Source organism: Pseudomonas sp. CM25, from assembly GCF_013179705.1.
In the GTDB taxonomy this organism is placed as follows: Bacteria; Pseudomonadota; Gammaproteobacteria; order Pseudomonadales; family Pseudomonadaceae; genus Aquipseudomonas.
The window spans coordinates 1-23,188 of sequence record NZ_JABMCW010000055.1 but is presented as its reverse complement, the minus strand read 5'-3'; the positions used below and the strand labels follow the sequence as shown (position 1 = coordinate 23,188).

The window sequence follows — 23,188 nt, the reverse complement described above, 5'->3', positions numbered from 1 at the left end:
CCTGTACTGGCCTCTTCGCGGCTAAAGCCGCTCCCACAGGGACCGCAAGGCCGTCAAGCCTGATGCAGTCCCTGTGGGAGCGGCTTTAGCCGCGAAGAGGCCAGTACAGGCGACACACCAATCAGCAGTCAGTCAACGCCAGAAAAACCGCCGCCAACCGCTCCAGCCCAATTTGGTCCGCTTCGCTGAACCGACCGAGCTTCGGACTATCCAGGTCCAGCACACCAATCAACCTGCCCTCCTTCACCAGCGGAATCACCAGTTCGCTGTTCGACGCACTGTCACACGCGATATGCCCCGGGAATGCGTGCACGTCTTCCACGCGCTGGGTTTGCCGGGTAGCCGCCGCCGCCCCGCAGACACCTTTGCCGAATGGAATGCGCACACAGGCTACCTGGCCCTGGAACGGCCCCAGCACCAGCTGTTCGTTGCGGTTGAGGTAGAACCCCGCCCAGTTCAGGTCGTCCACCTGGTTGTACAGAAACGCCGAAAACTGCGCGGCGTTGGCGATGAAGTCACGCTCGTCGGCAAACAGTGCCTGCACTTGCGCCGCCAGCAGGTTGTAGCCGTCGAGGCCGGCGCCACTGGCATTGAGGTCGATCATTTACTTTTGCTCCAGCAATTGCAGCCCGACCCAGTAGCGGGCGAACTGATAGGCACAACGGCCATTACGGTTACCGCGGCCGGTAGCCCAGCGCACGGCGAGGATGTCCAGGGCTTCGTCACGCTGCCAACGCAGGCCGGCCGGGCTTGCCAGCTGGCCGATCCAGTGCTCGACCACATTGAGGAAGTGGTCCTGGGTGAAGGGGTAGAACGACAGCCACAAGCCAAAGCGGTCCGACAAGGCAATCTTGTCTTCCACCGCTTCGCTGGGGTGCAGCTCACCGTCAACCCGCTTCCAGTTCTCGTTGTCGCTTTCTTTCTCCGGCACCAGGTGCCGGCGGTTGGAGGTGGCGTACAGCAGCACGTTGTCCGGGGCCTGCTCCAGCGAGCCGTCGAGCACGCTCTTGAGCACCCGGTAATCGCCCTCCCCGGCTTCGAACGACAGGTCGTCGCAGAACAGGATGAAACGCTGCGGCAGCTTCTGCAGCTGCTCGACCACCCGTGGCAGATCGGCCAGGTGGTCGCGTTCGATTTCGATCAGGCGCAGCCCGGCGCCGGCATGTTCGGCCAGCAAGGCGCGCACCAGCGACGACTTGCCGGTGCCGCGTGAACCCCACAGCAGCGCGTGGTTGGCGGGCAGGCCATTGATGAACTGGTGCGTGTTGCGGCCCAGCTGGTCACGCTGCTGGTCGACGCCGATCAGGTCGCTCAGGCGGATATCCAGGCTGACTTCCAGCGGCAGCAGGTAGCCGCTACGGCCATCGCGCTGCCAGCGCGCGGCCAGGGTGGTGCCCCAGTCGATGTCCGGGCGTACTGCCGGCAACAAGGGTTCGAGGCGCGCCAGTACCGATTCGGCGCGGTCCAGAAATGCAATCAAGCGAGCGTCCATCAGGGCTCCTGAAAATTCGGATTTGGGGCCTGCTGTGCCGGCCTCTTCGCGACTGAAGCCGCTCCCACAGGTTTTGTGGTATCCCTGTGGGAGCGGCTTCAGCCGCGAAGAGGCCGGTACAGGCCGGTGAGCTATCAAGGCTGAATGTGTGACAGGCCCGCCAGCAGCCGGGGCTATTCGGCTATGCTTGCGCAGCGCAAGGGACGTGAAACCGGCTCGGGACTCATGGATATCAAGTTCACCAATCGCCTGTCATACAAGCAAGCCCGGTTGACAGTCCTGGTCGGCTTCATCCTGGGAACATTGCTCAGTCTCATCCAGATCGGCATCGATTATGCCAGCGAAGACGCGTCCATCAACCGCGAAGTGCGTGCCTTGCTGCAAATCAGCCACAACCCGGCCTCGCGCATCGCCTACAACATCGACTCGGAGCTGGCGCTGGAGCTCACCCGCGGCCTGCTGCAGTCGCCGGCAATCATCCGCGCACGGCTGATCGACAACAACGACACGGTGCTGGCCGATGTCGAGCGCCCCCGCATGGAGGATCGCTACCGGCCACTGAGCGACTTCCTGTTCGGCGAGAAGCGCCAGCTCGACGAGCGCCTGTACCTCACCCACATGCCCGAGGAGTACCTCGGCACCCTCTACCTGGACGTCGACACCTATGCCTTCGGCAGCCGCTTCCTGGAGCGTGCCGGCATTACCCTGCTCAACGGCTTTGCCCGCAGCCTGGTGCTCACCGGCATCCTGCTGGGGCTGTTCTACATGATGCTGACCAAGCCGCTGGTAACCGTGATCGGCGCGCTCAGCGGCAGCGACCCGCGCAAGCCGCGGCAAACCCGCCTGGCATGCCCACACGGCCACGAGCACGACGAAATCGGCGTGCTGGTGAAGGTCGCCAACCAGCAGTTCGTCAGCATGGCCACCGAGATCGAACAGCGGCGCACGGCGGAAAACCGCCTCACCCAGTACCTCAACGAGCTGGAAGACATCGTCTCGGCGCGCACCAATGAGCTGAAAGCCAGCAACAGCAGCCTGAGCCTGTCCAACCAGGAGCTGGAGATCGCTCGCTGCCGTGCCCTGGACATGGCCCAGGCGCGCGCCGCCTTCCTGGCCAACATGAGCCACGAAATCCGCACCCCGTTAAACGGCATGCTCGGCATGATCGCCCTGGCGCTGGACAGCCCGCTGCCCAGCGAGCAGCGCCAGCAACTGGCAATCGCCCACGACTCGGGCAAGGTGCTGGTGGAGTTGCTGAACGATATCCTCGACCTGTCCAAGTTCGACGCCGGCCAGCTGGAGCTGGAGCGCATCGCCTTCGACATGGGCTCGATGGTCGAAGACACCGCCAACCTGCTGTCGCAAAACACCGCACAAAGCGTCGAGCTGACCTGCCTGATCGCCCGCGACTTCCCCAGCAGCGTGCTCGGCGACCCCACACGGGTGCGGCAGATCGTCAGCAACCTGTTGTCCAACGCGCTCAAGTTCACCCGCTTCGGCCGCGTGGACGTGCGCCTGGTGGCCATCGTCGGCGGTGTGCGCCTGGAAGTGCGCGACACCGGCATCGGCATCCCCGAAGACGCCCAGGCGCGCATCTTCCAGCCGTTCACCCAGGCCGGCGCCGGCATTACCCGCCAGTACGGCGGCACCGGCCTGGGCCTGGCACTGACCCGCAACCTGTGCAAGGCAATGCACGGCCACCTGCACATTCGCTCCGAAGCGGGCTTTGGCAGCTGGTTTACCGCCGAGCTGCCGCTGGCCGTGCACACCGAAGCAATCCCGCCGGCGCCGCTGCATGGCCGTGTGGCAGCGCTGAGCGCCGCCGGCAGCGGTCTCAATGAACTGCTGCAGGACTTGCTGCCCGGCTGGGGCCTGAGCTATCAGCGCCATGACAGCGTCACTGCGCTGGACGCCGCCACCATCGACCTGTTGATCACTGACGATGTGGACCACCTGTTCGAGCTGCGCCCGGCGCTGAAAATACCGATTCTGCTGGTAACCGCCTATGGCAATTTCCTGTCCAGTGAGCAGTCGCTGGCCCTCGCCCCCTTGCACCAACTGGCCCGGCCCCTGGCCCGCAACGCCCTGTACCAGACCCTGCGCCGCACCCTGCAAGGCCAGGAGCCCGAGCACCCGCTGGCCAGCCCCGCCATCAGCCGCGAGCAAGGCCGCGCGCGGATTCTGCTGGTGGAAGACAACCCGGTGAACCAGCTGGTGGCCAAGGGCATGCTGGCCAAGCTCGGCTGCCAGGTGCAACTGGCCACCCAGGGCGCCGAGGCCCTGGAGCTGCTGGAGCAAGACGCGTTCGACCTGGTACTGATGGACTGCAACATGCCGGTGATGGATGGCTACGAGGCCAGCCGGCGCATCCGCCACAGCGGGCGCTGGCCAGATCTGCCAATCGTCGCCCTCACCGCCAACGCCATGCCCGAAGAGCGCGAACGCTGCCGGGCGGCGGGCATGAACGACTACCTGGCCAAGCCGTTTCGCCGCGAAGAGCTACTGGCGCTGGTCGACCACTGGGTGCCGCTTAACGGCTGAGCAGGCGCTCGATGTCCGCTTCCAGGGCCTGCGGCTTGGTAGTGGGGGCATAGCGCGTGACCTGGCCGCTGGCCGGATCGACGAGGAACTTGGTGAAGTTCCACTTGATCTTCTGGCTACCCAGAATGCCCGGCGCACGCTGCTTGAGCTCGACAAACAGCGGGTGCGCCCCCGCGCCGTTGACCTCGACCTTGCGAAACAGCGGGAAGCTCACGCCGAAATTGCGCTCGCAGAACTGCGCAATCTCCCGCGCTTCGCCCGGCTCCTGCTTGCCGAACTGGTTGCACGGAAAGCCCAGCACCACCAGGCCGCGCTCGCGGTAGTGCTGCCACAGCTGCTCCAGGCCTTTGTACTGCGGGGTAAAACCGCACTGGCTGGCGGTGTTCACCACCAGCAGCAGCTTGCCCGGGAAGTCGCCGAGCTTCTTGTGCTCGCCGCCCAGGGTCACGCAGGGGATGTCCAGCATCGATGCCGCCATGGTCGGGCTCCTGTCAGTCGCGCGGGCGCAGGTCGATGCACACCGAGTTGATGCAGTAACGCAGGCCGGTCGGTGGCGGGCCATCGGGGAACACGTGGCCCAGGTGCGCATCACATTTGGCACAGGTGACTTCGGTGCGGATCATGCCATGGGTAGTGTCACGGATCTCGATCATTGCGCTGTCTTCGATCGGTGCGTAGAAGCTCGGCCAGCCGCAGCCGGAGTCGAATTTGGTCTGCGCATCGAACAGCGCCAGGCCGCAGCAGATGCAATGGTAGATGCCGTCGCGGCGCTCGCTGTTGTACTTGCCGCTGAACGGTCGCTCGGTGCCCTTCAGGCGGCAGACCTGGTACTGCTCGGGGTCGAGCATCGACCGCCATTCATCCAGGGTTTTTTCGATCTTTTTCATGTAGGGACCTCGGCAGGCTGAATTTCACCCCGCGCCGTCTTTTCCGGGGCGCGGGTGGCACGTATATTAGTTGGCTTCGTGTGCCAGGCGTTCAGTCTGGCACCCGCGCCCTGCCCTTTCAAACCTTTCGGCGGGGCATTGTGCGTATTCTCAACCGGGATCCCATCATGCAGTTCAGCAAATCGAACAAGCTCGCCAATGTCTGCTACGACATTCGCGGCCCAGTGCTCAAGCACGCCAAGCGCCTGGAAGAGGAAGGCCACCGCATCCTCAAGCTGAACATCGGCAACCCGGCGCCGTTTGGCTTCGAGGCGCCCGATGAAATCCTTCAGGATGTGATCCGCAACCTGCCCACCGCACAAGGCTACAGCGACTCCAAGGGCCTGTTCAGCGCGCGCAAGGCGGTGATGCAGTACTGCCAGCAGAAGGACATCGAAGGCGTCACCATCGAGGACATCTACCTCGGCAACGGTGTGTCCGAGCTGATCGTGATGTCGATGCAGGCGCTGCTGAACAATAACGACGAGGTGCTGATCCCGGCGCCGGACTACCCGCTGTGGACCGCCGCCGTGAGCCTGGCCGGTGGCAAGCCGGTGCATTACCTGTGCGACGAGCAGGCCGACTGGTTCCCCGACCTTGAAGACATCAAGGCCAAGATCACCCCCAATACCAAGGCGCTGGTGATCATCAACCCGAACAACCCGACCGGCGCGGTGTATTCCAAAGAGCTGCTGCTGGGCATGCTGGAGCTGGCCCGCCAGCACAACCTGGTGGTGTTCTCCGACGAGATCTACGACAAGATCCTGTACGACGAAGCCGTGCACATCAGCACCGCCTCGCTGGCCCCCGACCTGCTGTGCCTGACTTTCAACGGCCTGTCCAAGTCGTACCGGGTGGCAGGCTTCCGTTCCGGCTGGCTGATCATCTCCGGGCCCAAGCACCACGCGCAAAGCTACATCGAAGGCATCGACATGCTGGCCAACATGCGCCTGTGCGCCAACGTGCCGGCGCAGCATGCCATCCAGACCGCGCTGGGCGGCTACCAGAGCATCAACGACCTGGTGCTGCCGCCGGGCCGCCTGCTGGAGCAGCGCAACCGCACCTATGAGCTGCTGAACGACATCCCCGGGGTAAGCTGCGTGAAGCCGATGGGCGCGCTTTATGCGTTCCCGCGGATCGACCCGAAGGTTTGCCCGATTCTCAACGACGAGAAGTTCGCGCTGGACTTGCTGCTGTCAGAGAAACTGCTGATCGTTCAGGGTACCGCGTTCAACTGGCCGTGGCCGGATCACTTCCGCGTGGTGACCTTGCCGCGGGTGGATGACCTGGAAGCGGCGATTGGGCGGATTGGCAATTTCCTGCGGACTTATTCGCAGTAAGGTTCGGCGTTTTTTTGTGGTGGCGCCTGCATCGAGCGCCGCCCGCGCGGCGCATCACAGGGCATGCGCCGCTTCTTACATCCTGCAACGCTCTACCCCAAAGCCCCCACGCCATCCTCTGCCATACTCCGCCGTACACAGTTTGAAATAGTCGCCCGATTGAATCAGCGCCGCAGGGCCCTTATATACCCCGCAGTAAGCGACAACTTATCCGTCAGGAGAACGTAACAACCATGATGCGCATTCTGTTGTTTGTAGCCACCAACCTTGCGGTGGTGCTGGTTGCAAGCATTACCCTGAGCCTGTTCGGTTTCAACGGGTTCATGGCGGCCAACGGCGTCGATCTCAACCTCAGCAGCCTGCTGGTGTTCTGCGCCGTGTTCGGCTTTGCCGGCTCCCTCGTCTCGCTGTTCATCTCCAAGTGGATGGCGAAGATGACCACGGGCACCCAGATCATCAGCCAGCCGCGTACCCGCCATGAGCAATGGCTGCTGCAAACGGTCGAGGAGCTGTCCCGCGAGGCGGGCATCAAAATGCCCGAGGTGGGTATCTTCCCCGCCTACGAGGCCAACGCCTTCGCCACCGGCTGGAACCGCAACGACGCCCTGGTAGCGGTTTCCCAGGGCCTGCTGGAGCGATTCTCGCCCGATGAAGTGCGCGCGGTGCTGGCCCACGAAATCGGCCACGTGGCCAACGGCGACATGGTCACCCTGGCGCTGGTGCAGGGCGTGGTGAACACCTTCGTGATGTTCTTCGCCCGCATCATCGGCAACTTCGTCGACAAGGTCATTTTCAAGAACGAAGAAGGCCAGGGCATCGCCTACTACGTGGCGACCATCGTTGCCGAGCTGATCCTGGGCATCCTGGCCAGCATGATCGTGATGTGGTTCTCGCGCCGCCGCGAGTACCGCGCCGACGAAGCCGGTGCACAACTGGCCGGCACCGCCGCCATGATCGGCGCCCTGCAGCGCCTGCGCGTGGAGCAAGGCCTGCCGGTGCACATGCCCGACACCATGAAGGCGTTCGGCATCAACGGCGGCCTGAAGCACGGTCTGGCCGGGCTGCTGATGAGCCACCCGCCACTGGAAGACCGTATCGAAGCCCTGCGCCGTCGCGGTTGATTCATCAAGTAAACGAAAAGGGCGACTTCGGTCGCCCTTTTTTGTACGCCTGTCAGCGGCTGACCCGGTAAACCCGCTCCAGCAAACTGGATACCCCGGCCTGCACAAACTTCGGGCTGCTCCCGATCACCTGCACCCCCTCCAGCTCAACCACCTGCCAGCCGGCAAACCCGCGCCGCAACTCTCCATCCCCCACCGAAAACGGCGGCCCGGCCAGCAGCGACTGGTCATATTCCAGCGTCACCACCAACCCTCGGCAACCCTCCGGCAACAAAGCCGATAGTGCCTGCATGTACCTCGCACGCATTTCTACCGGCAACGCAATCAGCGCCGCCCGGTCATAAAGCCCCACGCAGTCGCCAATGTCCTCACTGCGTAGCGCAAAGAAATCGCCACACCACAGCTCCAGGTCACCACTGCGCCACACCTCAAAGACCCCGCACTGCCGCACCTCGGCTTCAAGACCATGCTCGCGAAAGAAATCCTCCACCGCCCGCCGCGACAGCTCCACGCCCGATACCCGATACCCCTGCCCCGCCAACCAGACCAGATCCAGGCTCTTGCCACACAGCGGCACCAGCACGCGGCTGCCCGGCGCCAGCTGCAGCTGTGGCCAGTACTGCTGCAGGTAGGGGTTCACCTGCGCCTGGTGAAAGCCGATCTGATTGTCTGCCCATCGCTGCTGCCAGAACGCTGGCTCCATGATCACTCCCGATTTTTAGATGGTTTGTTGGTAAAACTTGGTTTGGATTTCGATCTGTACATGCTCGAAGATGAGTGCATCTTAACCCTCAGGACCCCGCCATGCTGCCCAGCCTGTTCATCTCCCATGGTTCCCCCATGCTCGCCCTGCACCCCGGTGCCAGTGGCCCAGCCCTGGCCGGGCTCGCCAACGCTCTGCCACGGCCGAAAGCGATCGTGGTGGTGTCGGCGCACTGGGAGAGCCGCGAACTGCTGGTAACCGGTAGCGCACAGCCGCAAACCTGGCACGACTTCCACGGCTTCCCGCCGGCCTTGTATGCGGTGCAATACCCCGCGCCCGGCGAGCCCGGCCTGGCCGGCCAGGTCAGTGACTTGTTGCAGGCTGCGGGGTTGCCAGCGCGGCTGGACGCGCAGCGGCCATTCGACCATGGCGCCTGGGTGCCGCTGTCACTGATGTACCCGGAGGCCAGTATTCCGGTGGTGCAGGTTTCGCTGCCCAGCCACAGGGGGCCGCTGCTGCAGGTAAAGGTCGGCCAGGCGCTAGCGCAGTTGCGCAACGAAGGTGTGCTGCTGATTGGCTCGGGCAGCATTACCCATAACCTGGGCGAGCTGGACTGGCACGCCGGGCCCGAGGTGATCGAGCCTTGGGCGCTGGCGTTCAGGGATTGGGTGGTGGAGAAGCTCCGGACGGATGATCAGGAGGCATTGCTGGGCTATCGGCAGCAGGCGCCGTTTGCCGTGCGTAACCATCCGAGTGACGAACATTTGCTGCCGTTGTTCTTTGCCCTGGGGGCTGGGGGCAGGTTTGGGGTGGTGCACCAGGGGTTCACCCTGGGAGCGCTGGGCATGGACATTTATCGGTTCGACTGAAGATCGCCGGGGGCGCTTTGCACCCCTTTCGCGACACAAGGCCGCTCCTACAGGGGACCGCGCGCCGCGATGGATTGCGCAGCAGCCGCAAAATGGTTCAGGCAAAAAAAATCCCCAGCCGAGGCCGGGGATTTTTTTATTGCGCCAGGATCAATCCTCGCGATAGCGACGCAGCTTCAGCTGCTTGCCGGCCACGCGGGTGTCCTTGAGCTTGGTCAGCAGCTTCTCGAGGCCGTCTTCCGGCAGCTCGACCAGGCTGAAGCTGTCGCGCACCTGGATACGACCGATCGCATCACGGGCCAGGCCACCTTCGTTGAGGATCGCGCCCAGCAGGTTCTTGGCTGCGATGCCGTCACGGGCACCCAGGGCAGTACGGCAACGTACGCGGCCTTCGGCCAGCGGCAGCGGCGCACGGCGCTCGCGGTCACCACGATCACCACGGTCGCTGCGCTCGCCACGGTCCGAGCGCTCGGTACGCTCGCCACGCGGGGCACCCACGCCCGGCACCAGCGGCTGCTCACGCTCTACCGCTGCCAGGTCCAGCGCCTGGCCATTGGTGGCCTTGCGCAGCAGGGCCGAAGCCAGGGCACGGGCACTGCAACCCAGGTCGGCGGTCAGGCGGTCGAACAGTTCGCCATGGGTGGCTTCTGCTTCGGCTACCAGCGGCGCCAGGCTCGAGGTCAGCTTCTTGATGCGGGCATCCAGCACAGCCTGAGCGTTCGGCAGGCGGGCTTCGGCAACTTTCTGCCCGGTAACACGCTCGATCACCTGCAGCATGCGGCGCTCACGCGGGGTGACCAGCAGCAGTGCACGGCCATCGCGACCGGCACGGCCGGTACGGCCGATACGGTGTACGTAGGACTCGGGGTCGTACGGCATGTCGACGTTGAACACGTGAGTGATGCGCGGTACGTCCAGGCCACGGGCAGCGACGTCGGTGGCGACGACGATGTCCAGGCGGCCATCCTTGAGCGATTCGATCACGCGCTCACGCTGGTTCTGGGCGATGTCGCCGTTCAGCGCGGCAGCCTTGTAGCCCTTGGCTTCCAGCGCGGCGGCCAGGTCCAGGGTGGCTTGCTTGGTACGTACGAAGGCGATCAGCGCGTCGAACTCTTCCACTTCCAGCAAGCGCAGCACAGCCGGGATCTTCTGGTCGGCATGGACCATCAGGTGGGCCTGGTCGATCGCGGTGACGGTCTGGGTCTTGCTCTGGATCTTGACGTGCTTGGGTTCGCGCAGGTGGCGTTCGGCGATCGAGCGGATCGACGACGGCAGGGTAGCGGAGAACAGCACGGTCTGACGGGTAGCCGGGATTGCGTCGAAGATCACTTCGAGGTCATCCATGAAGCCCAGCTTCAGCATCTCGTCGGCTTCGTCCAGTACCAGGTACTGCACGGTCGACAGGACTTTTTCGTCACGACGCAGGTGGTCGCACAGACGGCCTGGGGTGGCCACGACGATTTGCGCACCGTTACGGATGGCACGCAGCTGTGGGCCCATCGGGGCACCACCGTATACAGCTACCACGTTAACGCCCGGCATCTGCTTGGCGTAGGTTTCGAAAGCGGTAGCAACTTGCAGCGCCAACTCACGGGTTGGCGCCAGGATCAGGGCTTGCGGCTCGCGCTTGCTCACATCGATCTTGTTGAGGATCGGCAGGGCGAAGGCAGCGGTTTTGCCGGTGCCAGTCTGCGCCTGGCCGATCATGTCGTGACCGGCGAGGATGATCGGGATCGATTGTTGCTGAATGGCGGACGGCTCTTCGTAGCCGGTCGCCAGAACGGCAGCAACAATATTCGGATTAAGATCGAGAGCGGCGAAGCCGCCGGTTTCCTGGGTCATGGGTCTGCCTCTAAGTGCATCCGCAAAGACCCATGCTGCAAAGCTGCACATGCCTTGAAAGACCGGAAGGTCACCCAGGCAGCTTTGTCGGCGGGGATTTGCGAAAACGATTGAAAAAGAAAACTTGGGAAGGTCCGCCTAGCGGACGTGCAGCCGAAGCTGGACTCGGAGGATTTGCACCACCTGATTTTGAGGTCCGCTAAAAGACCGGCGCGTACTATACCCGAAATAGCGCAGGAAGTGAGGAATATTTTCAGGGTGCGGCGCCAGTATCGGGCCATCAGATGGCCTGGGGCTGAATCGATAATGCTTTACTGCCTGCACCGGCCCTATCGCCGGCAAGCCAGCTCCCACAGGGACAGCATCACGGTTGAGATCACTGCACTCGCGAAGGGGTACATGAATCTAAAGCCAAAAGCGCCCCCTGTGGGAGCTGGCTTGCCGGCGATAGGGCCAGCAGCCACAGCACAGTTTCATCAAGTAGCGGGGCGAATCTCGCGGATCAACCCTTCAAGGCCATACCCCAAGGTCGGGGCCAAAGCCTGCGCCCGTGCTCGCAGCCCGTCCATATCCAGCATCTGCTCCAGGTCCGCCGGCACCAGCAATATCACATTGCCCTCCTTCACCGGCAACTCCCAGTAATGCCGGTGGTACAACCCGCGCAGCAACGCCGCGCCCAGCGGCTTGCCGTCATCGGTGGCCCACTGGTTGATCACCAGCCAACCACCCGGGTTCAGCTGCTGCTGGCAGTTTTCCAGAAACTTCCACGCCAGGTGCCCTACCCCCGGCCCATGGTCGGTATACAGGTCGACGAACAGCAGGTCGGCCTTCTCTGCCGTGGGCAGCAACTCCAGGGCATCGCCGATACGCACGTACAGCCGCGGGTCGTCATCCAGGCCCAGGTGCTCCATGGCCAGGCGCGGCACGTCCGGGCGCAGCTCGATGGCTTCGATGTCTTCCAGCGGCAGGAACTTCATGCAGGCCTGGGTCAGCGTGCCGGCACCCAGGCCAAGAAACAGCGCGCTCTCCGGTTGCGGATGGCACAGCGCCCCGACCAGCATGGCGCGGGTGTAGTCATACTCCAGCCAGCTGGGGTCGGCCGTGAACACGCAGCTCTGCTCGATGGCATCGCCGAACTCCAGAAAGCGGTAGTCGTCCACTTCATACACGCTGATGACGCCAAAGGCATCCTCCACCCGTGCCAGTAGCCGCTCTTCCCGTTCCGCCGTCATGCTCACACCCGCCCGCGCAAAACGCGCATTGTCCGTCAACACCCGTGATGCAACAAGCACAGCGCCAACTGATACCATGGCCTGAAGCCTATAACCTACAAGACCGAGCCCGAGATGAACCAACCGTGGAGCCCCGACAGCTGGCGCGCCCTGCCGATCCAGCAGCAACCGACCTACCCCGATGCCGCGCACCTGCTGAAGGTTGAGCAAACCCTGGCCAGCTACCCGCCGCTGGTGTTCGCGGGCGAGGCACGCGAGCTGCGCCGGCAGTTTGCAGAGGTCACCGAAGGCCGCGCCTTCCTGCTGCAGGGCGGCGACTGCGCCGAGAGCTTCGCCGAGTTCTCGGCGGCAAAAATCCGCGATACCTTCAAGGTGCTGCTGCAAATGGCCATTGTCATGACCTTTGCCGCCGGCTGCCCGGTGGTCAAGGTCGGGCGCATGGCCGGGCAGTTTGCCAAGCCACGTTCGGCGGGCGATGAAACCATCGGCGACATCACCCTGCCAGCCTATCGCGGCGACATCGTCAACGGCATCGGTTTCGACCCGAAAAGCCGCATCCCCGACCCGGAGCGCCTGCTGCAGGCCTACCACCAGGCCACCGCCAGCCTCAACCTGCTGCGTGCCTTTGCCCAGGGCGGCTTTGCCGACCTGCACCAAGTGCACAAGTGGAACCTGGACTTCATCGCCAACTCGGCGCTGGCCGACAAGTACCACCAGCTGGCCAACCGCATCGACGAGACCCTGGCGTTCATGCGCGCCTGCGGCCTGGACAGCGCGCCGCAACTGCGCGAAACCAGCTTTTTCACCGCCCACGAAGCACTGCTGCTGAACTATGAAGAAGCCTTTGTCCGCCAGGACAGCCTGACCGGCGACTACTACGACTGCTCGGCGCACATGCTGTGGATCGGCGACCGTACCCGCCAGCTGGACGGGGCCCACGTCGAGTTCCTGCGCGGCGTGCACAACCCGATCGGGGTCAAGGTTGGCCCCAGCATGAATCCCGAAGAGCTGATCCGCCTGATCGACGCGCTCAACCCGGCCAACGACCCGGGGCGTTTGAACCTGATCGTGCGCATGGGTGCGAGCAAGGTCGGCGATCACCTGCCGGGGCTGATCCGCACCGTCGAGCGCGAAGGGCGCAAGGTGCTGTGGAGCTCGGACCCGATGCACGGCAACACCATCAAGGCCAGCAGCGGTTACAAGACCCGTGACTTTGCGCAGATCCTGGACGAGGTGAAGCAGTTCTTCCAGGTGCACCAGGCCGAGGGCAGTCATGCCGGCGGCATCCATATCGAGATGACCGGGCAGAACGTCACCGAGTGCATCGGCGGCGCCCGGCCGATCACAGAGGATGCGCTGTCGGACCGCTATCACACCCACTGCGACCCACGGATGAACGCCGACCAGTCGCTGGAGCTGGCCTTTCTGATTGCCGAGACGCTCAAGCAGGTGCGGCGCTAAAAGCATTCGCGGGCACGCCCACTCCCACAGGTTTTGCACAAGACTTGAGAGCTGTGCAGTACCTGTGGGAGCGGGCGTGCCCGCGAATAGGCCGGTAAGCCCACCGACAAACTCAGCCTATTTACGCAGCGGATCATCCCAGAAATGCCGCTCGGCCTCTTGCTGGATATCTGCCCTGCTCAACCCCAGGTCATGCAAGATCGCATCGCTGAGACTGGCCAGCTCCCGCCGCTGACGGTGCAGTTGCAGCCAGCGCAACGGGCGCTGCAAGGCAACATGCCACAGGTGATTCAGGGAAAGCACAGGTTGCCGGATGCTGCTGACTTGACCTTTCATCGTGAAGCCCTCCGTGTTGATGGCCTCAGTTTCACGCCGGGCTTAAGATCAATCCAACGAATGTTTCTGATGCCATGCATCTCAGAGATTGATGCAATGTCCCAGTACCAGAGCCTCGACCCGGACGTACTGCGCACCTTCGTCGCCATCGCCGAACAAGGCGGCTTCACCCGTGCCGGCGAGGTCGTCAACCGCACCCAGTCGGCGGTGAGCATGCAGATGAAACGCCTGGAGGAAGACATCCTGCAGCGCCAGCTGTTCGAGCGTGATGGTCGGCAGGTACGCCTGACCGCCGAGGGCCAGGTGCTGCTGGGCTATGCGCGGCGCATCCTCAAGCTGCACGGCGAGGTGTTCAACACCCTGCGCATGCCACACATGGTCGGGCAGGTGCGCATCGGCACGCCAGACGACTACGCCATGCGCTTTCTGCCGACCATTCTCTCCAGTTTTGCCCAGGCCTACCCGCTGATCCAGGTTGAGGTGCACTGCGATACTTCGCGACAACTCATGCTGCGCCAGGACCTGGACCTGACCATCGTCACCCGCGAACCGGGCAACGAGATTGGCCAGCTGCTGCGTCAGGAACGGCTGGTATGGGCCGCTGCCGAAGGCTTCTGCCCGCAGGAGCAACGGCCGATGCCTGTAGCGTTGTTCAACACCGATTGTTTCTGCCGCGCCTGGACGTGCAATGCGCTTGAGGCACAGGGCATCGATTACCGCATTGCCTATACCAGCCCAAGCCTGGCGGCGATCTTTGCCATTGTCACAGCGGGGCTGGCGGTGACGGCGCAATTGCAAAGCCTGATTGGCGGAAACATCCGCATATTGGGTGAACAGGATGGGCTACCGCAGTTGCCAGTGGCCAATGTGATGCTGGTGCGCAGTACCCAGAACCCTTCACCGATTACTGACTGCATGGCCGATTATATCGTCGAAGGGTTCAAGTAAGCCGGGGGCGCTTCGCACCCCATCGCCGGCAAGCCAGCTCCCACAGGGTTATCACAGGCCCGAACACTGTGGGGTGCCTGTGGGAGCTGGCTTGCCGGCGATGGGCCGCAAAGCGGCCCCAAATTCTCAAAGTTCAAACCCGAGCATCACCGCGCACACCACCAGGAACACGCAGAACATCGCCCGCAATACCTTCTCCGGCAAGGCATGGGCCAGCCTCACCCCCCAGCTGATGCTGAGCATGCCACCCACCGCCAGTGGAATCCCCACCCCCCAGTCAACGCTCTGGTGCACGCCATAGGTCACCAGCGTCACCAGGGTACTCGGCGCCGCCAGCGCCAGCGACAGCCCCTGCGCCACCACCTGCGTGGTACCGAACACGCTGGTCAGGATCGGCGTGGCCACCACCGCCCCACCTACCCCGAACAACCCGCCCATGGTGCCGGCAAAGCTACCTAGCACCCCCAACCAGGGCCAGGCATAGCGCAACTCGGCACTGGGCGGCGTAACCCTCATGAACATGCGCGCCACGTTCCACACCGCCAACGCCACCAGAAAGCCGACAAAGCCCAGGCGCATGGAGTGCGCATCCAGCCCCACTGCCCAGATCGATCCCAGCCAGGCGAACAGGAAGCTGCACAGCGCCAGCGGTACTGCGTGGCGCAGCTCGATGCGGTTGCGTTGGTGGTAGCGCCACAGCGCCAGCAGCACGTTCGGCACCACCATCACCAATGCCGTGCCCTGCGCCAGCTGCTGGTCCAGCCCAAACAGCACGCCCAGCGCCGGAATCGCGATCAGCCCGCCACCTATGCCGAACAGGCCACCCATGGTGCCCAGCGCAGCGCCCAGCACGATATACAACAACCACTCGATCATCAGGGCCTCGTCCGCCTGTCTATGAATGCGAGCATGCTAACGATTGCGCGCTAGCGGGGAAACGCACAGCAACGCACAATGGCTGTGCGTTTTCCGCAAAACCAAGGCACCCATGAGCCCCGACACCCTGACCGACCAACTGAGCCTGTTTCTCGATGTGCTCGAGACTGGCAGCTTTTCCGCCGCCGCCCGCCGCCACCCGCTGACCCCATCGGCCGTGGCCCGGCGTATCGACAACCTGGAGAGCGCCGTCGGCAGCCGCCTGTTCACCCGCAGCACCCACGCCGTGCGTGCCACACCCGCCGGCAACGCCTTCGCCGAGCGGGCCCGGCGCATTATCGAGGAACTGCGCCTGGCCCGGGCCGAGGCAGTGTCGCTGAGCAGCGCCCCCGAAGGCCTGATCCGCATCGACGCCCCCGCGGCCTTCGGTCGTCGTCACCTGGCCCCGGCCATCGCTGATTTCCTGGTGGCATACCCGGGCCTGGACGTTCAACTGCGCCTGATCGACAGCTTTGTCGACATGCATGGCAGCCACCTGGGCGAGGTCGACCTGGTGTTGCGCGCCGGCCCGCTGGCCGACACCCGCCTGGTCGCCACGCCGCTGGCGTACATGGTGCGCATCGCCTGCGCCAGCCCTGCCTACCTGGCCAGCCGCGGCATACCCACCTGCCCCAGCGAGCTGCCTGGGCACCACGGCCTGGACTGGGACGGCCTGGCGCCGCCTTTCGCCTGGCGCTTCAGCGTGGCCGGGCAAACCCGCTTGTACCGCCCCGCGCGCATGCGCATGGCCGCCAACAACGCCGAAACCCTGCTGTTCGGCGCGCTGGCCGGTTTGGGCATCGCCCACCTGCCCACTTGGCTGATCAGCGAATACCTGCTGCGTGGCGAGTTGATACCGCTGTTTTGCGACGGCGGCCTGCCCGCAGCCGAGACCAGTGGTATATACGCGCTACGCCTGGCACATGAAACGAACTCTCGCAGCCGTTTGCTGCTCGAATTTCTCAAGAGCCGCTTCAGCCCGATTCCACCCTGGGACCTGGCCTTGCGCAGTGAACTGCGCCAGTAACGCGCGCACTAATGATCAGCGCGCCAGACTATCCCATTGATTATTCCAAGGACCTGCATGAACGCCGACACCCAAGCCTCCTGTGACGAGCTGCTGCTGGACAACCAGGTCTGTTTCGCCCTGCACTCCACCTCGTTGCTGATGACCAAAGTCTACAAACCGCTGCTGCAGGCCCTGGGCCTGACCTACCCGCAGTACCTGGCCATGCTCGTGTTGTGGGAACGTGACGGGCTGACCGTGGGCGAGATCAGCCAGCACCTGCTCACCGACCCGGGCTCGCTGACCCCACTGCTCAAACGCCTGGAAAGCGAAGGCTTGCTGCAGCGCAACCGCAGCCGCGAGGACGAACGGGTGGTGATGGTGCAACTGACCGACAAAGGCCGCGACCTGCAAGACAAGGCCAAGGACGTGCCGCAGTGCATTCTGAAGGCCAGCGGGCGCAGCCTGCAGCAGCTTCAGCAACTGCAGGCTGACCTGCTGAACCTGCGCGAGAACCTGCAGAAAAACCTCTGATTGCTATGCTGTGCAATGGCCGTTCGGCGGACCGGCAATTATTTATCTTGCGCGCAAACTAATTGCGCGCTAATTTAAATCCCACACCAACCCTGCCCTCCTGCAACCGGGAGCGCACAGCACATTAGCGAGGCTCAAGATGCAAAAGGTCACTCCGCTGTACATCGCAGAAGCCACCTCCACCGGTGGGCGTGACGGTAAATCCCGCTCCAGCGACGGCAAGCTGGAAGTCAAGCTGAGCACCCCAAAGGAGCTGGGCGGCGCAGGGGGTGAAGGCACCAACCCCGAGCAGATGTTCGCTGCCGGCTACTCGGCCTGCTTCATCGGCGCCTTGAAATTTGTCGCCGGCCAAGAGAAAAAAGCCCTGCCGGCCGATGCGTCGATCACCGCCAAGGTGGGCATCGGCCAGATCCCGGGCGGTTTTGGCCTGGACATCGACCTGCACATCAACCTGCCGGGCCTGGCACAGGCCGATGCCGAAGCGCTGGTGGAAAAGGCGCACCATGTGTGCCCGTATTCCAACTCTACACGCGGTAATGTGGACGTTCGGTTGCATGTGACCGTGTAAATCCCAGGCATAAAAAAACCCGGCCTTGGCCGGGTTTTTTTGCAGTTCGCAAGAAGGATTACTTCTTGGAACGGCCCTTGTACACGCCACCTTCACGAGTGTCGATGTCGATCCACTCGTCGATGTTGATGAAGTCGGCAACCTGCAGTTCGGTACCGTTCTTCAGCTTGGCAGGCTTCATGACCTTGCCCGAGGTGTCGCCGCGAGCAGCGTTTTCGGTGTAGACAACCTGACGGCTGATGGTGGTCGGCAGTTCAACCGATACCAGGCGGCCTTCGAAGAACACGGCTTCGCAGATGTCTTCCATGCCTTCTTCGATGAACGGCAGAACGGCCTCGATGTCTTCGGCGTTCAGCTCGTACATGGTGTAGTCAGTGGTGTCCATGAAGGTGTACGAGTCGCCGCTGATGAACGACAGGGTCGCTTCTTTGCGATCCAGGATCACGTCGTCCAGCTTGTCGTCCGCACCGTAGACGGTTTCGGTCTTGTAGCCGGTCAGCAGGTTCTTCAGCTTGGTCTTCATGATCGCGCTGTTACGGCCCGATTTGGTGAACTCAGCTTTTTGTACCAGCCACGGGTCGTTGTCGATCCGCAGGACGGTACCGGGTTTCAGTTCTTTACCAGTTTTCATTGCGAAGTATCCGAATCTGGATGGATTTATAAAAATCGAGGCCGCATATCATAGCCAATTTCGGTAAAACTGTACCAGCGTCATGGCAAGGTCCGGCTGAGCGGCCTGCCGGGCTGCCCAATCGCGGGCGTGCTGCTGCAGTTCTGGCCAATGCTGGCGGGCCGCCTGCCACGCCAGGCCCATGTCGCGATCCATGTTCCAGGCACGCCACAGGCCAAGCAGTGCGGCGTCGGCAGCGTCTGACAGGCCACGTCGATAATGCCCGAGAAATGCTTCGAGCTTTTCCCAATGGGCATTTTCGTCCTGCACGTAGATGTGCCATAGCATCGGCTGACCGGCCCACTGCGCGCGTACAAATGAGTCTTCGCCGCGCACCGCATTGAAATCACAGCTCCAGAGCAGCCGGTCGAAATCGTCCTGGCTGACGAAAGGCAACACTTGCACGGTCAGCGCCCCGCGCTTGTGCACCGCACCTACGTTCAACTGCGCTTCGCCCAGCCACTGGCCAAGGCCGGCAACAACCCGCCCTTGCGGTACCAGCAAGTGGCAGGGCTGGGCGTCGGTGGCCAAGGCATCGAGCCAGCCGGCCAACTGCGGGTTTTCGTAGGCGAATAGCGAGATCAGCAGTGCACCCGGCGCTGGATGCACGCCAAGCCCGTGCAGGAATGCCTGGCGAACGTCGGCAGACTGCTGGAACGCGTCACGCCGTGCCAGCAGCGAACCCTCGCGCAGCAGGCCACCGGTTTTTTCGGTAAAGCCGGGGAAGAAAAACACCTTTCGCAGGCCGTTGGGCTGTGGCGAGGGCAAGCCATGACAACCTTCCACCCAGTCTTCGGCGCTGAGGTATTCGAGGTTGAGCCACAGCGGCGGCACGGAGCGCGCGCGCATCGCATCTACATACGCAGGCGGCAGCAGGCAGGCGAACGCACCGATTACCACCTCGGCCGGCGCCACCGGCAACCAGGTCGCCGGCCACTGCCGCACATCCACGCCGTGCTGCCATTGCTGGGCGGCAGTGGCATCCGCCCCGGGGCACATTGGCACAAAGGCATTCAGGTCATCCACCCACAGGCGCACCGCCAGGTTGTGCTCAGCGACAAGCTGGCGAGCCAGGCGCCAGGTCACGCCGATGTCGCCATAGTTGTCGACGACGCTGCAGAAGATGTCCCAGGTGGCTTTCATGTGCCCCTCCCTTTGCCTACTGAAAAACGCGGATTTTGCCCGACAGCATGCGACAATGCACCCCGCCCCACCCTGCCAAGGAGGTAGCCATGCCCCGCCCACGTGAACTGAAGATCACTTTGAAGCCGCTGCCGTTGATACTCTGTGTAGCCTTCGGCCTCTGGCTTGGCGCCGTCGCCATCGCCCTGAGCCTGTGGCTGGCCCTGCAACTGTGGCCGGCCCAGGTACTGCCGGTGGCCCAGGCCGTGGCCCCGGCGCTCGCGCCGGCTGTAACCCCGGCGGCACAGCCGATGGACGCGCAGGGTGAGATGTTCGAACGCTACCAACACATCCTGAACAAACAGCAACAGCAGCAGGCTGCCGATGCCGCCCAGGGCAACCCGCGCAACCTCAACAGCCCCAGGTGCCAGTTCTGGCTGCAGCAGAACCGCACCGCGCCCACCGACAAAAGCCAGGCCAACGTGCTGGAGTTCTGCTACTGACCATGAACAAGTCCCACCTGCTGGCACAGATCGTCGCCACCCTCGAGCATGATCTGGAGGTGCTGACCCGTGCGGCGCAAACAGCCTACGAAACCGCCACCGCCGAAGAGAACATCGCCGAGAACAAGTACGACACCCTCGGGCTGGAAGCCTCGTACCTGGCTACCGGGCAAGCCCGCCGCAGCGCCGAAATCCGCCAGGCGCTGCTGATCTACCAGCAGTTGCTGCTGCGTGAGCATGACCCGGCGCGCGGGGTGCAGGTCAGCAACCTGGTGACGCTGGAAGATGAGCACGGCGGCCAGCGCCGGGTGTTCCTCGGGCCCGAGGCTGCCGGCCTGAAGATTGGCCAGGGGGATGAACGGGTGACGGTGATCACCCCGCGCTCGCCCCTGGGGCAGCAATTGCTCGGCAAGAAGGTGGATGACGAGGTGAACCTGGGGCCGCAGGTACTGTTCATAGTGGATGTGGTCTGAACTGGCCTCTTGACAGGCACAGGCGCTACACAGTCAAAGGGTTTGCAAGGCATCGAAGCGTCCCGCCAACCCCTGCTCGGCAAATTGCTCCACGACAAAATCGACAAACGCCCGGGTCTTGCCGGGCAACAGCTTGTGTTGGGCGAAATACAGGCTGATATGCCCATCGTCCACGTACCAGTCCGGCAACACCCGCCGCAGGCGCCCGGCCTGCAGGTAGGGCACGGCAAACGGCAGGCTTACCAGGGCCACCCCCAACCCCTGCTCGGCCACCGCACACGCCGCATCCGAATCGCTCATGGTCATCGCCTGGCGCAGTTGCAGCGGCTGCTGCGCCTGCCAGCGGCTGGTCAACGGCCACGACCGCACCCGCCCGCTTTGCGGTGAGCGGATCAGGATGCCGTCATGCCGCTGCAGTACCTGCGGGTCGTTGATCGGTGCATGCCGATCCAGATACCCCGGCGCCGCCACCAGCACCCGGTGGGCGGGGGTCAGTTTGCGCGCCACCACCCCCGGCGGCAGCTCGAAACCGCCACCAATCGCTGCGTCGAAACCCTGGCCGATCAGGTCCACCTGGCGGTTGTCGAAATGCCAGTCCGGGGTAATGGCCGGGTAGCGCCGAAGGAATTCAGCCAGCAAGGGCAACACATACAAACGCCCGAATACCGTGCCCATGCTCACCCGCAGCAGCCCGGCAGGCTGGCCTTCGGAACTGGCCAGGTTGGCCACGGCGTACTGGATAGTGCGAAAGCTGTCGCTGATCTCCCCAAGAAAACGCTGCCCCGCTTCGGTCAAGGTCAGCTTGCGGGTACTACGCTGGAACAACCGCACCCCCAGCCGCGCTTCCAGCTGGGCGACATGCTTGCCCACGGCAGCCGGGGTGATGCTGAGGCGCCTGGCGGCTTCGGCAAAACTGCCGACCTCGGCACTGCGGATGAAGCACTCCAACGCGTTGAACGATTCCATGGCCATGATTGGCAACCAAAGGTTTACTCTGCTGATAGTGATTGCCATCTTATCAGCAGGTAATCGAGCGCCGATACTGCGCCCATCCAAGGCATTTCAGCCTGGCTTCCAGCAGGAGATGAGCATGTCCAAGCAATTTACCCTCGAAGGCAAAGTGGCCCTGGTACAGGGCGGTTCCCGTGGCATTGGTGCGGCCATCGTGCGGCGCCTGGCCAAGGAAGGCGCACAGGTCGCTTTTACCTACGCCAGTTCCGAAGGCCCGGCCAAGGCCCTCGTCGATGAAGTCAAGGCATCCGGTGGCAAGGCCTTGGCGCTGCGCGCCGACAGCGCCGATGCCGCTGCTGTGCAATTGGCCGTGGATGACGCCGTGAAGGCCTTCGGCAGGCTCGACATCCTGGTCAACAACGCCGGCGTGCTTGCCGTGGCGCCATTGCTAGACTTTGACCTGGCAGACTTCGACCGCACCCTCGCCATCAACGTGCGCAGCGTGTTCGTCGCCAGCCAGGCCGCGGCGCGCTACATGGGCCAGGGTGGGCGCATCATCAATATCGGCAGCACCAACGCCGAACGCATGCCGTTTGCCGGTGGCGCGCCGTATGCCATGAGCAAGTCGGCGCTGGTTGGCCTGACCCGCGGCATGGCGCGTGACCTGGGGCCGCAGGGCATCACCGTGAACAACGTGCAGCCAGGGCCGGTGGACACCGACATGAACCCGGCCAGCGGCGAGTTTGCCGAAAGCCTGATCCCGCTGATGGCGATCGGGCGGTATGGCGAGGCCGATGAGATTGCCAGCTTCGTGGCTTACCTGGCGGGGCCTGAGGCGGGGTACATCACCGGGGCCAGTTTGACAGTGGATGGGGGGTTTGCGGCCTGATTGGAGGGTTGCCTGTGTGGGGCTGTGTGCGGGCAAGTCTGCTGTTTTTGTAATCGCATCAGGGCTCCCAGGTGCTTGCCGCAGCATTTTCAGCGCCTGTGAGATCGAGCGCCGCCCGCGCGGCGCTTCGCGGGTGAACCCGCTCCCACATTTGTTGCAACGCACCAAACCTGTCAGGCCATGGTTGCCAGCCTTGTTGGCTTGACTGGATTTCTCGGTTGACCCCACTGCAGCCTCACCTGTCTCAAGCTATGCACCAAGGCGGGCAACCCCTTTCTCACAGGCATGGCCACGTTGCAACAAATGTGGGAGCGGGTTCACCCGCGAAGCGCCGCGTGGGCGGCGCTCGATCTGACAGGCGATGAAGATGTGGTGGCGGACACCCGCGAAGCGCCGCGCGAGGGTGTCAGAAATTTTGTGTTCGGGCATAACATGAGTAAGAGGTGCATGTATGCCAACCAAAAAAAAACCGCTCCGAGAGTTACCAAAGGTTCCGAAAGAGCTGCTGGAACAGTTTTCCGCTGTTCCGCTGATGACCGCAGAAGCCATCGAAGAAGCCTCTGCGGCATTCAAGAAGGCGCTGATAGAGCGAGCCTTGAATGCCGAACTGGGTCATCATCTGGGCTATCCACCGGGCGCGCAGCGCCCGGAGGATGAAACCAACCAGCGAAATGGGAAGAGCGGCAAAACGGTACTCACTGGTGATGGCCCGCTAAGGCTGGATATCCCTCGTGACCGGGATGGCA

Annotated in this window: 24 protein-coding genes and 1 pseudogene; 13 read left to right on the top strand and 12 right to left on the bottom strand. The window is 63.4% G+C overall.

The genetic code is table 11. The features are described 5' to 3' along the window. Positions 1-121: 121 nt before the first annotated feature. Both HP546_RS08840 and HP546_RS08835 read right to left on the bottom strand, forming a co-directional pair. A complete protein-coding gene (locus HP546_RS08840) occupies positions 122-604 on the bottom strand; it encodes a GAF domain-containing protein (RefSeq protein WP_172222961.1) in 483 nt (160 codons plus the stop codon). Beyond that, the gene (locus HP546_RS08835; protein WP_172222957.1) at positions 605-1,492 is read right to left on the bottom strand and encodes an ATP-binding protein; all 888 of its coding nucleotides are present in this window, start codon (positions 1,490-1,492) and stop codon (positions 605-607) included. 183 nt (positions 1,493-1,675) lie between these two features. Between HP546_RS08835 and HP546_RS08830 the strand changes: the two genes are divergently transcribed. Further along, complete coding sequence (locus tag HP546_RS08830; RefSeq protein ID WP_172222953.1) at positions 1,676-4,033, top strand: response regulator; 2,358 nt, start codon at positions 1,676-1,678, stop codon at positions 4,031-4,033. On the opposite strand, the gene HP546_RS08825 is transcribed toward HP546_RS08830, so the two are convergent. Both HP546_RS08825 and msrB read right to left on the bottom strand, forming a co-directional pair. After that, entirely contained in the window at positions 4,023-4,511 is a 489-nt protein-coding gene (locus HP546_RS08825) for a glutathione peroxidase (RefSeq protein WP_172222950.1), read from the bottom strand. The genes HP546_RS08830 and HP546_RS08825 overlap by 11 nt on opposite strands. 13 nt (positions 4,512-4,524) lie before the next feature. Beyond that, on the bottom strand, positions 4,525-4,920 hold the full coding sequence (gene msrB, locus HP546_RS08820; protein ID WP_172222947.1) for a peptide-methionine (R)-S-oxide reductase MsrB: 396 nt from the start codon (positions 4,918-4,920) through the stop codon (positions 4,525-4,527). 167 nt (positions 4,921-5,087) lie between these two features. On the opposite strand from msrB, the gene HP546_RS08815 reads away from it, so the two are divergent. Then, a complete protein-coding gene (locus tag HP546_RS08815; protein ID WP_172222943.1) occupies positions 5,088-6,299 on the top strand; it encodes a pyridoxal phosphate-dependent aminotransferase in 1,212 nt (403 codons plus the stop codon). A gap of 233 nt (positions 6,300-6,532) precedes the next feature. Beyond that, a complete protein-coding gene (htpX, locus tag HP546_RS08810) occupies positions 6,533-7,420 on the top strand; it encodes a protease HtpX (protein WP_003259721.1) in 888 nt (295 codons plus the stop codon). A gap of 52 nt (positions 7,421-7,472) precedes the next feature. On the opposite strand, the gene HP546_RS08805 is transcribed toward htpX, so the two are convergent. Next, positions 7,473-8,123: a thiopurine S-methyltransferase gene (locus HP546_RS08805; protein ID WP_172222939.1), complete on the bottom strand. Its 651-nt coding sequence runs from the start codon at positions 8,121-8,123 to the stop codon at positions 7,473-7,475. Between the two features lie 101 nt (positions 8,124-8,224). On the opposite strand from HP546_RS08805, the gene HP546_RS08800 reads away from it, so the two are divergent. Continuing rightward, positions 8,225-8,992: a class III extradiol ring-cleavage dioxygenase gene (locus HP546_RS08800; RefSeq protein ID WP_172222936.1), complete on the top strand. Its 768-nt coding sequence runs from the start codon at positions 8,225-8,227 to the stop codon at positions 8,990-8,992. Between the two features lie 150 nt (positions 8,993-9,142). Here HP546_RS08800 and HP546_RS08795 read toward each other — a convergent pair. Then, a pseudogene (locus HP546_RS08795) lies at positions 9,143-10,868 on the bottom strand (DEAD/DEAH box helicase). A 442-nt stretch (positions 10,869-11,310) separates the two neighbouring features. Beyond that, positions 11,311-12,066 (bottom strand): spermidine synthase, encoded by a 756-nt coding sequence (locus HP546_RS08790; protein WP_172222930.1) that lies wholly within the window; start codon positions 12,064-12,066, stop codon positions 11,311-11,313. A gap of 114 nt (positions 12,067-12,180) precedes the next feature. Between HP546_RS08790 and HP546_RS08785 the strand changes: the two genes are divergently transcribed. Beyond that, positions 12,181-13,527: a class II 3-deoxy-7-phosphoheptulonate synthase gene (locus HP546_RS08785; protein WP_172222927.1), complete on the top strand. Its 1,347-nt coding sequence runs from the start codon at positions 12,181-12,183 to the stop codon at positions 13,525-13,527. A gap of 117 nt (positions 13,528-13,644) precedes the next feature. On the opposite strand, the gene HP546_RS08780 is transcribed toward HP546_RS08785, so the two are convergent. Further along, positions 13,645-13,863: a DUF1127 domain-containing protein gene (locus HP546_RS08780; RefSeq protein WP_172222924.1), complete on the bottom strand. Its 219-nt coding sequence runs from the start codon at positions 13,861-13,863 to the stop codon at positions 13,645-13,647. A gap of 96 nt (positions 13,864-13,959) precedes the next feature. Between HP546_RS08780 and HP546_RS08775 the strand changes: the two genes are divergently transcribed. Continuing rightward, positions 13,960-14,811 carry a LysR substrate-binding domain-containing protein gene (locus HP546_RS08775; RefSeq protein WP_172222920.1) on the top strand — a complete coding sequence of 284 codons (852 nt, stop codon included), beginning with the start codon at positions 13,960-13,962 and terminating at the stop codon, positions 14,809-14,811. 126 nt (positions 14,812-14,937) lie between these two features. Here HP546_RS08775 and HP546_RS08770 read toward each other — a convergent pair whose 3' ends face one another. Then, a complete protein-coding gene (locus tag HP546_RS08770) occupies positions 14,938-15,687 on the bottom strand; it encodes a sulfite exporter TauE/SafE family protein (RefSeq protein ID WP_172222917.1) in 750 nt (249 codons plus the stop codon). Between the two features lie 112 nt (positions 15,688-15,799). Here HP546_RS08770 and HP546_RS08765 point away from each other — a divergent pair, with 112 nt between their 5' ends. The 3 genes from HP546_RS08765 to HP546_RS08755 all read left to right on the top strand — a co-directional run bounded on the left by HP546_RS08765 (position 15,800) and on the right by HP546_RS08755 (position 17,834). Beyond that, positions 15,800-16,753, top strand: coding sequence for a LysR family transcriptional regulator (locus HP546_RS08765; protein WP_172222914.1), 954 nt, complete (start codon positions 15,800-15,802; stop codon positions 16,751-16,753). A gap of 57 nt (positions 16,754-16,810) precedes the next feature. Beyond that, positions 16,811-17,266 (top strand): MarR family winged helix-turn-helix transcriptional regulator, encoded by a 456-nt coding sequence (locus HP546_RS08760; RefSeq protein ID WP_172222911.1) that lies wholly within the window; start codon positions 16,811-16,813, stop codon positions 17,264-17,266. Positions 17,267-17,405: 139 nt separating this feature from the next. Then, positions 17,406-17,834 (top strand): organic hydroperoxide resistance protein, encoded by a 429-nt coding sequence (locus HP546_RS08755; protein WP_172222908.1) that lies wholly within the window; start codon positions 17,406-17,408, stop codon positions 17,832-17,834. Between the two features lie 58 nt (positions 17,835-17,892). On the opposite strand, the gene HP546_RS08750 is transcribed toward HP546_RS08755, so the two are convergent. Further along, a complete protein-coding gene (locus tag HP546_RS08750) occupies positions 17,893-18,465 on the bottom strand; it encodes an elongation factor P (protein WP_172222905.1) in 573 nt (190 codons plus the stop codon). A gap of 48 nt (positions 18,466-18,513) precedes the next feature. Further along, positions 18,514-19,647, bottom strand: coding sequence for an elongation factor P maturation arginine rhamnosyltransferase EarP (gene earP / locus HP546_RS08745; protein WP_172222902.1), 1,134 nt, complete (start codon positions 19,645-19,647; stop codon positions 18,514-18,516). Positions 19,648-19,736: 89 nt separating this feature from the next. Between earP and HP546_RS08740 the strand changes: the two genes are divergently transcribed. Both HP546_RS08740 and HP546_RS08735 read left to right on the top strand, forming a co-directional pair. Continuing rightward, on the top strand, positions 19,737-20,129 hold the full coding sequence (locus HP546_RS08740) for a hypothetical protein (protein ID WP_172222899.1): 393 nt from the start codon (positions 19,737-19,739) through the stop codon (positions 20,127-20,129). Between the two features lie 2 nt (positions 20,130-20,131). Next, positions 20,132-20,602, top strand: a complete 471-nt coding sequence (locus HP546_RS08735; protein ID WP_172222896.1) for a GreA/GreB family elongation factor — start codon at positions 20,132-20,134, stop codon at positions 20,600-20,602. A 33-nt stretch (positions 20,603-20,635) separates the two neighbouring features. Here HP546_RS08735 and HP546_RS08730 read toward each other — a convergent pair whose 3' ends face one another. After that, positions 20,636-21,574: a LysR family transcriptional regulator gene (locus HP546_RS08730; protein WP_172222893.1), complete on the bottom strand. Its 939-nt coding sequence runs from the start codon at positions 21,572-21,574 to the stop codon at positions 20,636-20,638. 118 nt (positions 21,575-21,692) lie between these two features. On the opposite strand from HP546_RS08730, the gene HP546_RS08725 reads away from it, so the two are divergent. Together HP546_RS08725 and HP546_RS08720 are read left to right on the top strand one after the other, a co-directional pair. Then, on the top strand, positions 21,693-22,442 hold the full coding sequence (locus tag HP546_RS08725; RefSeq protein WP_172222889.1) for a 3-oxoacyl-ACP reductase family protein: 750 nt from the start codon (positions 21,693-21,695) through the stop codon (positions 22,440-22,442). 451 nt (positions 22,443-22,893) lie between these two features. After that, a partial coding sequence (locus HP546_RS08720) for a transposase (protein WP_172222886.1) occupies positions 22,894-23,188 on the top strand: 295 nt, incomplete at its 3' end.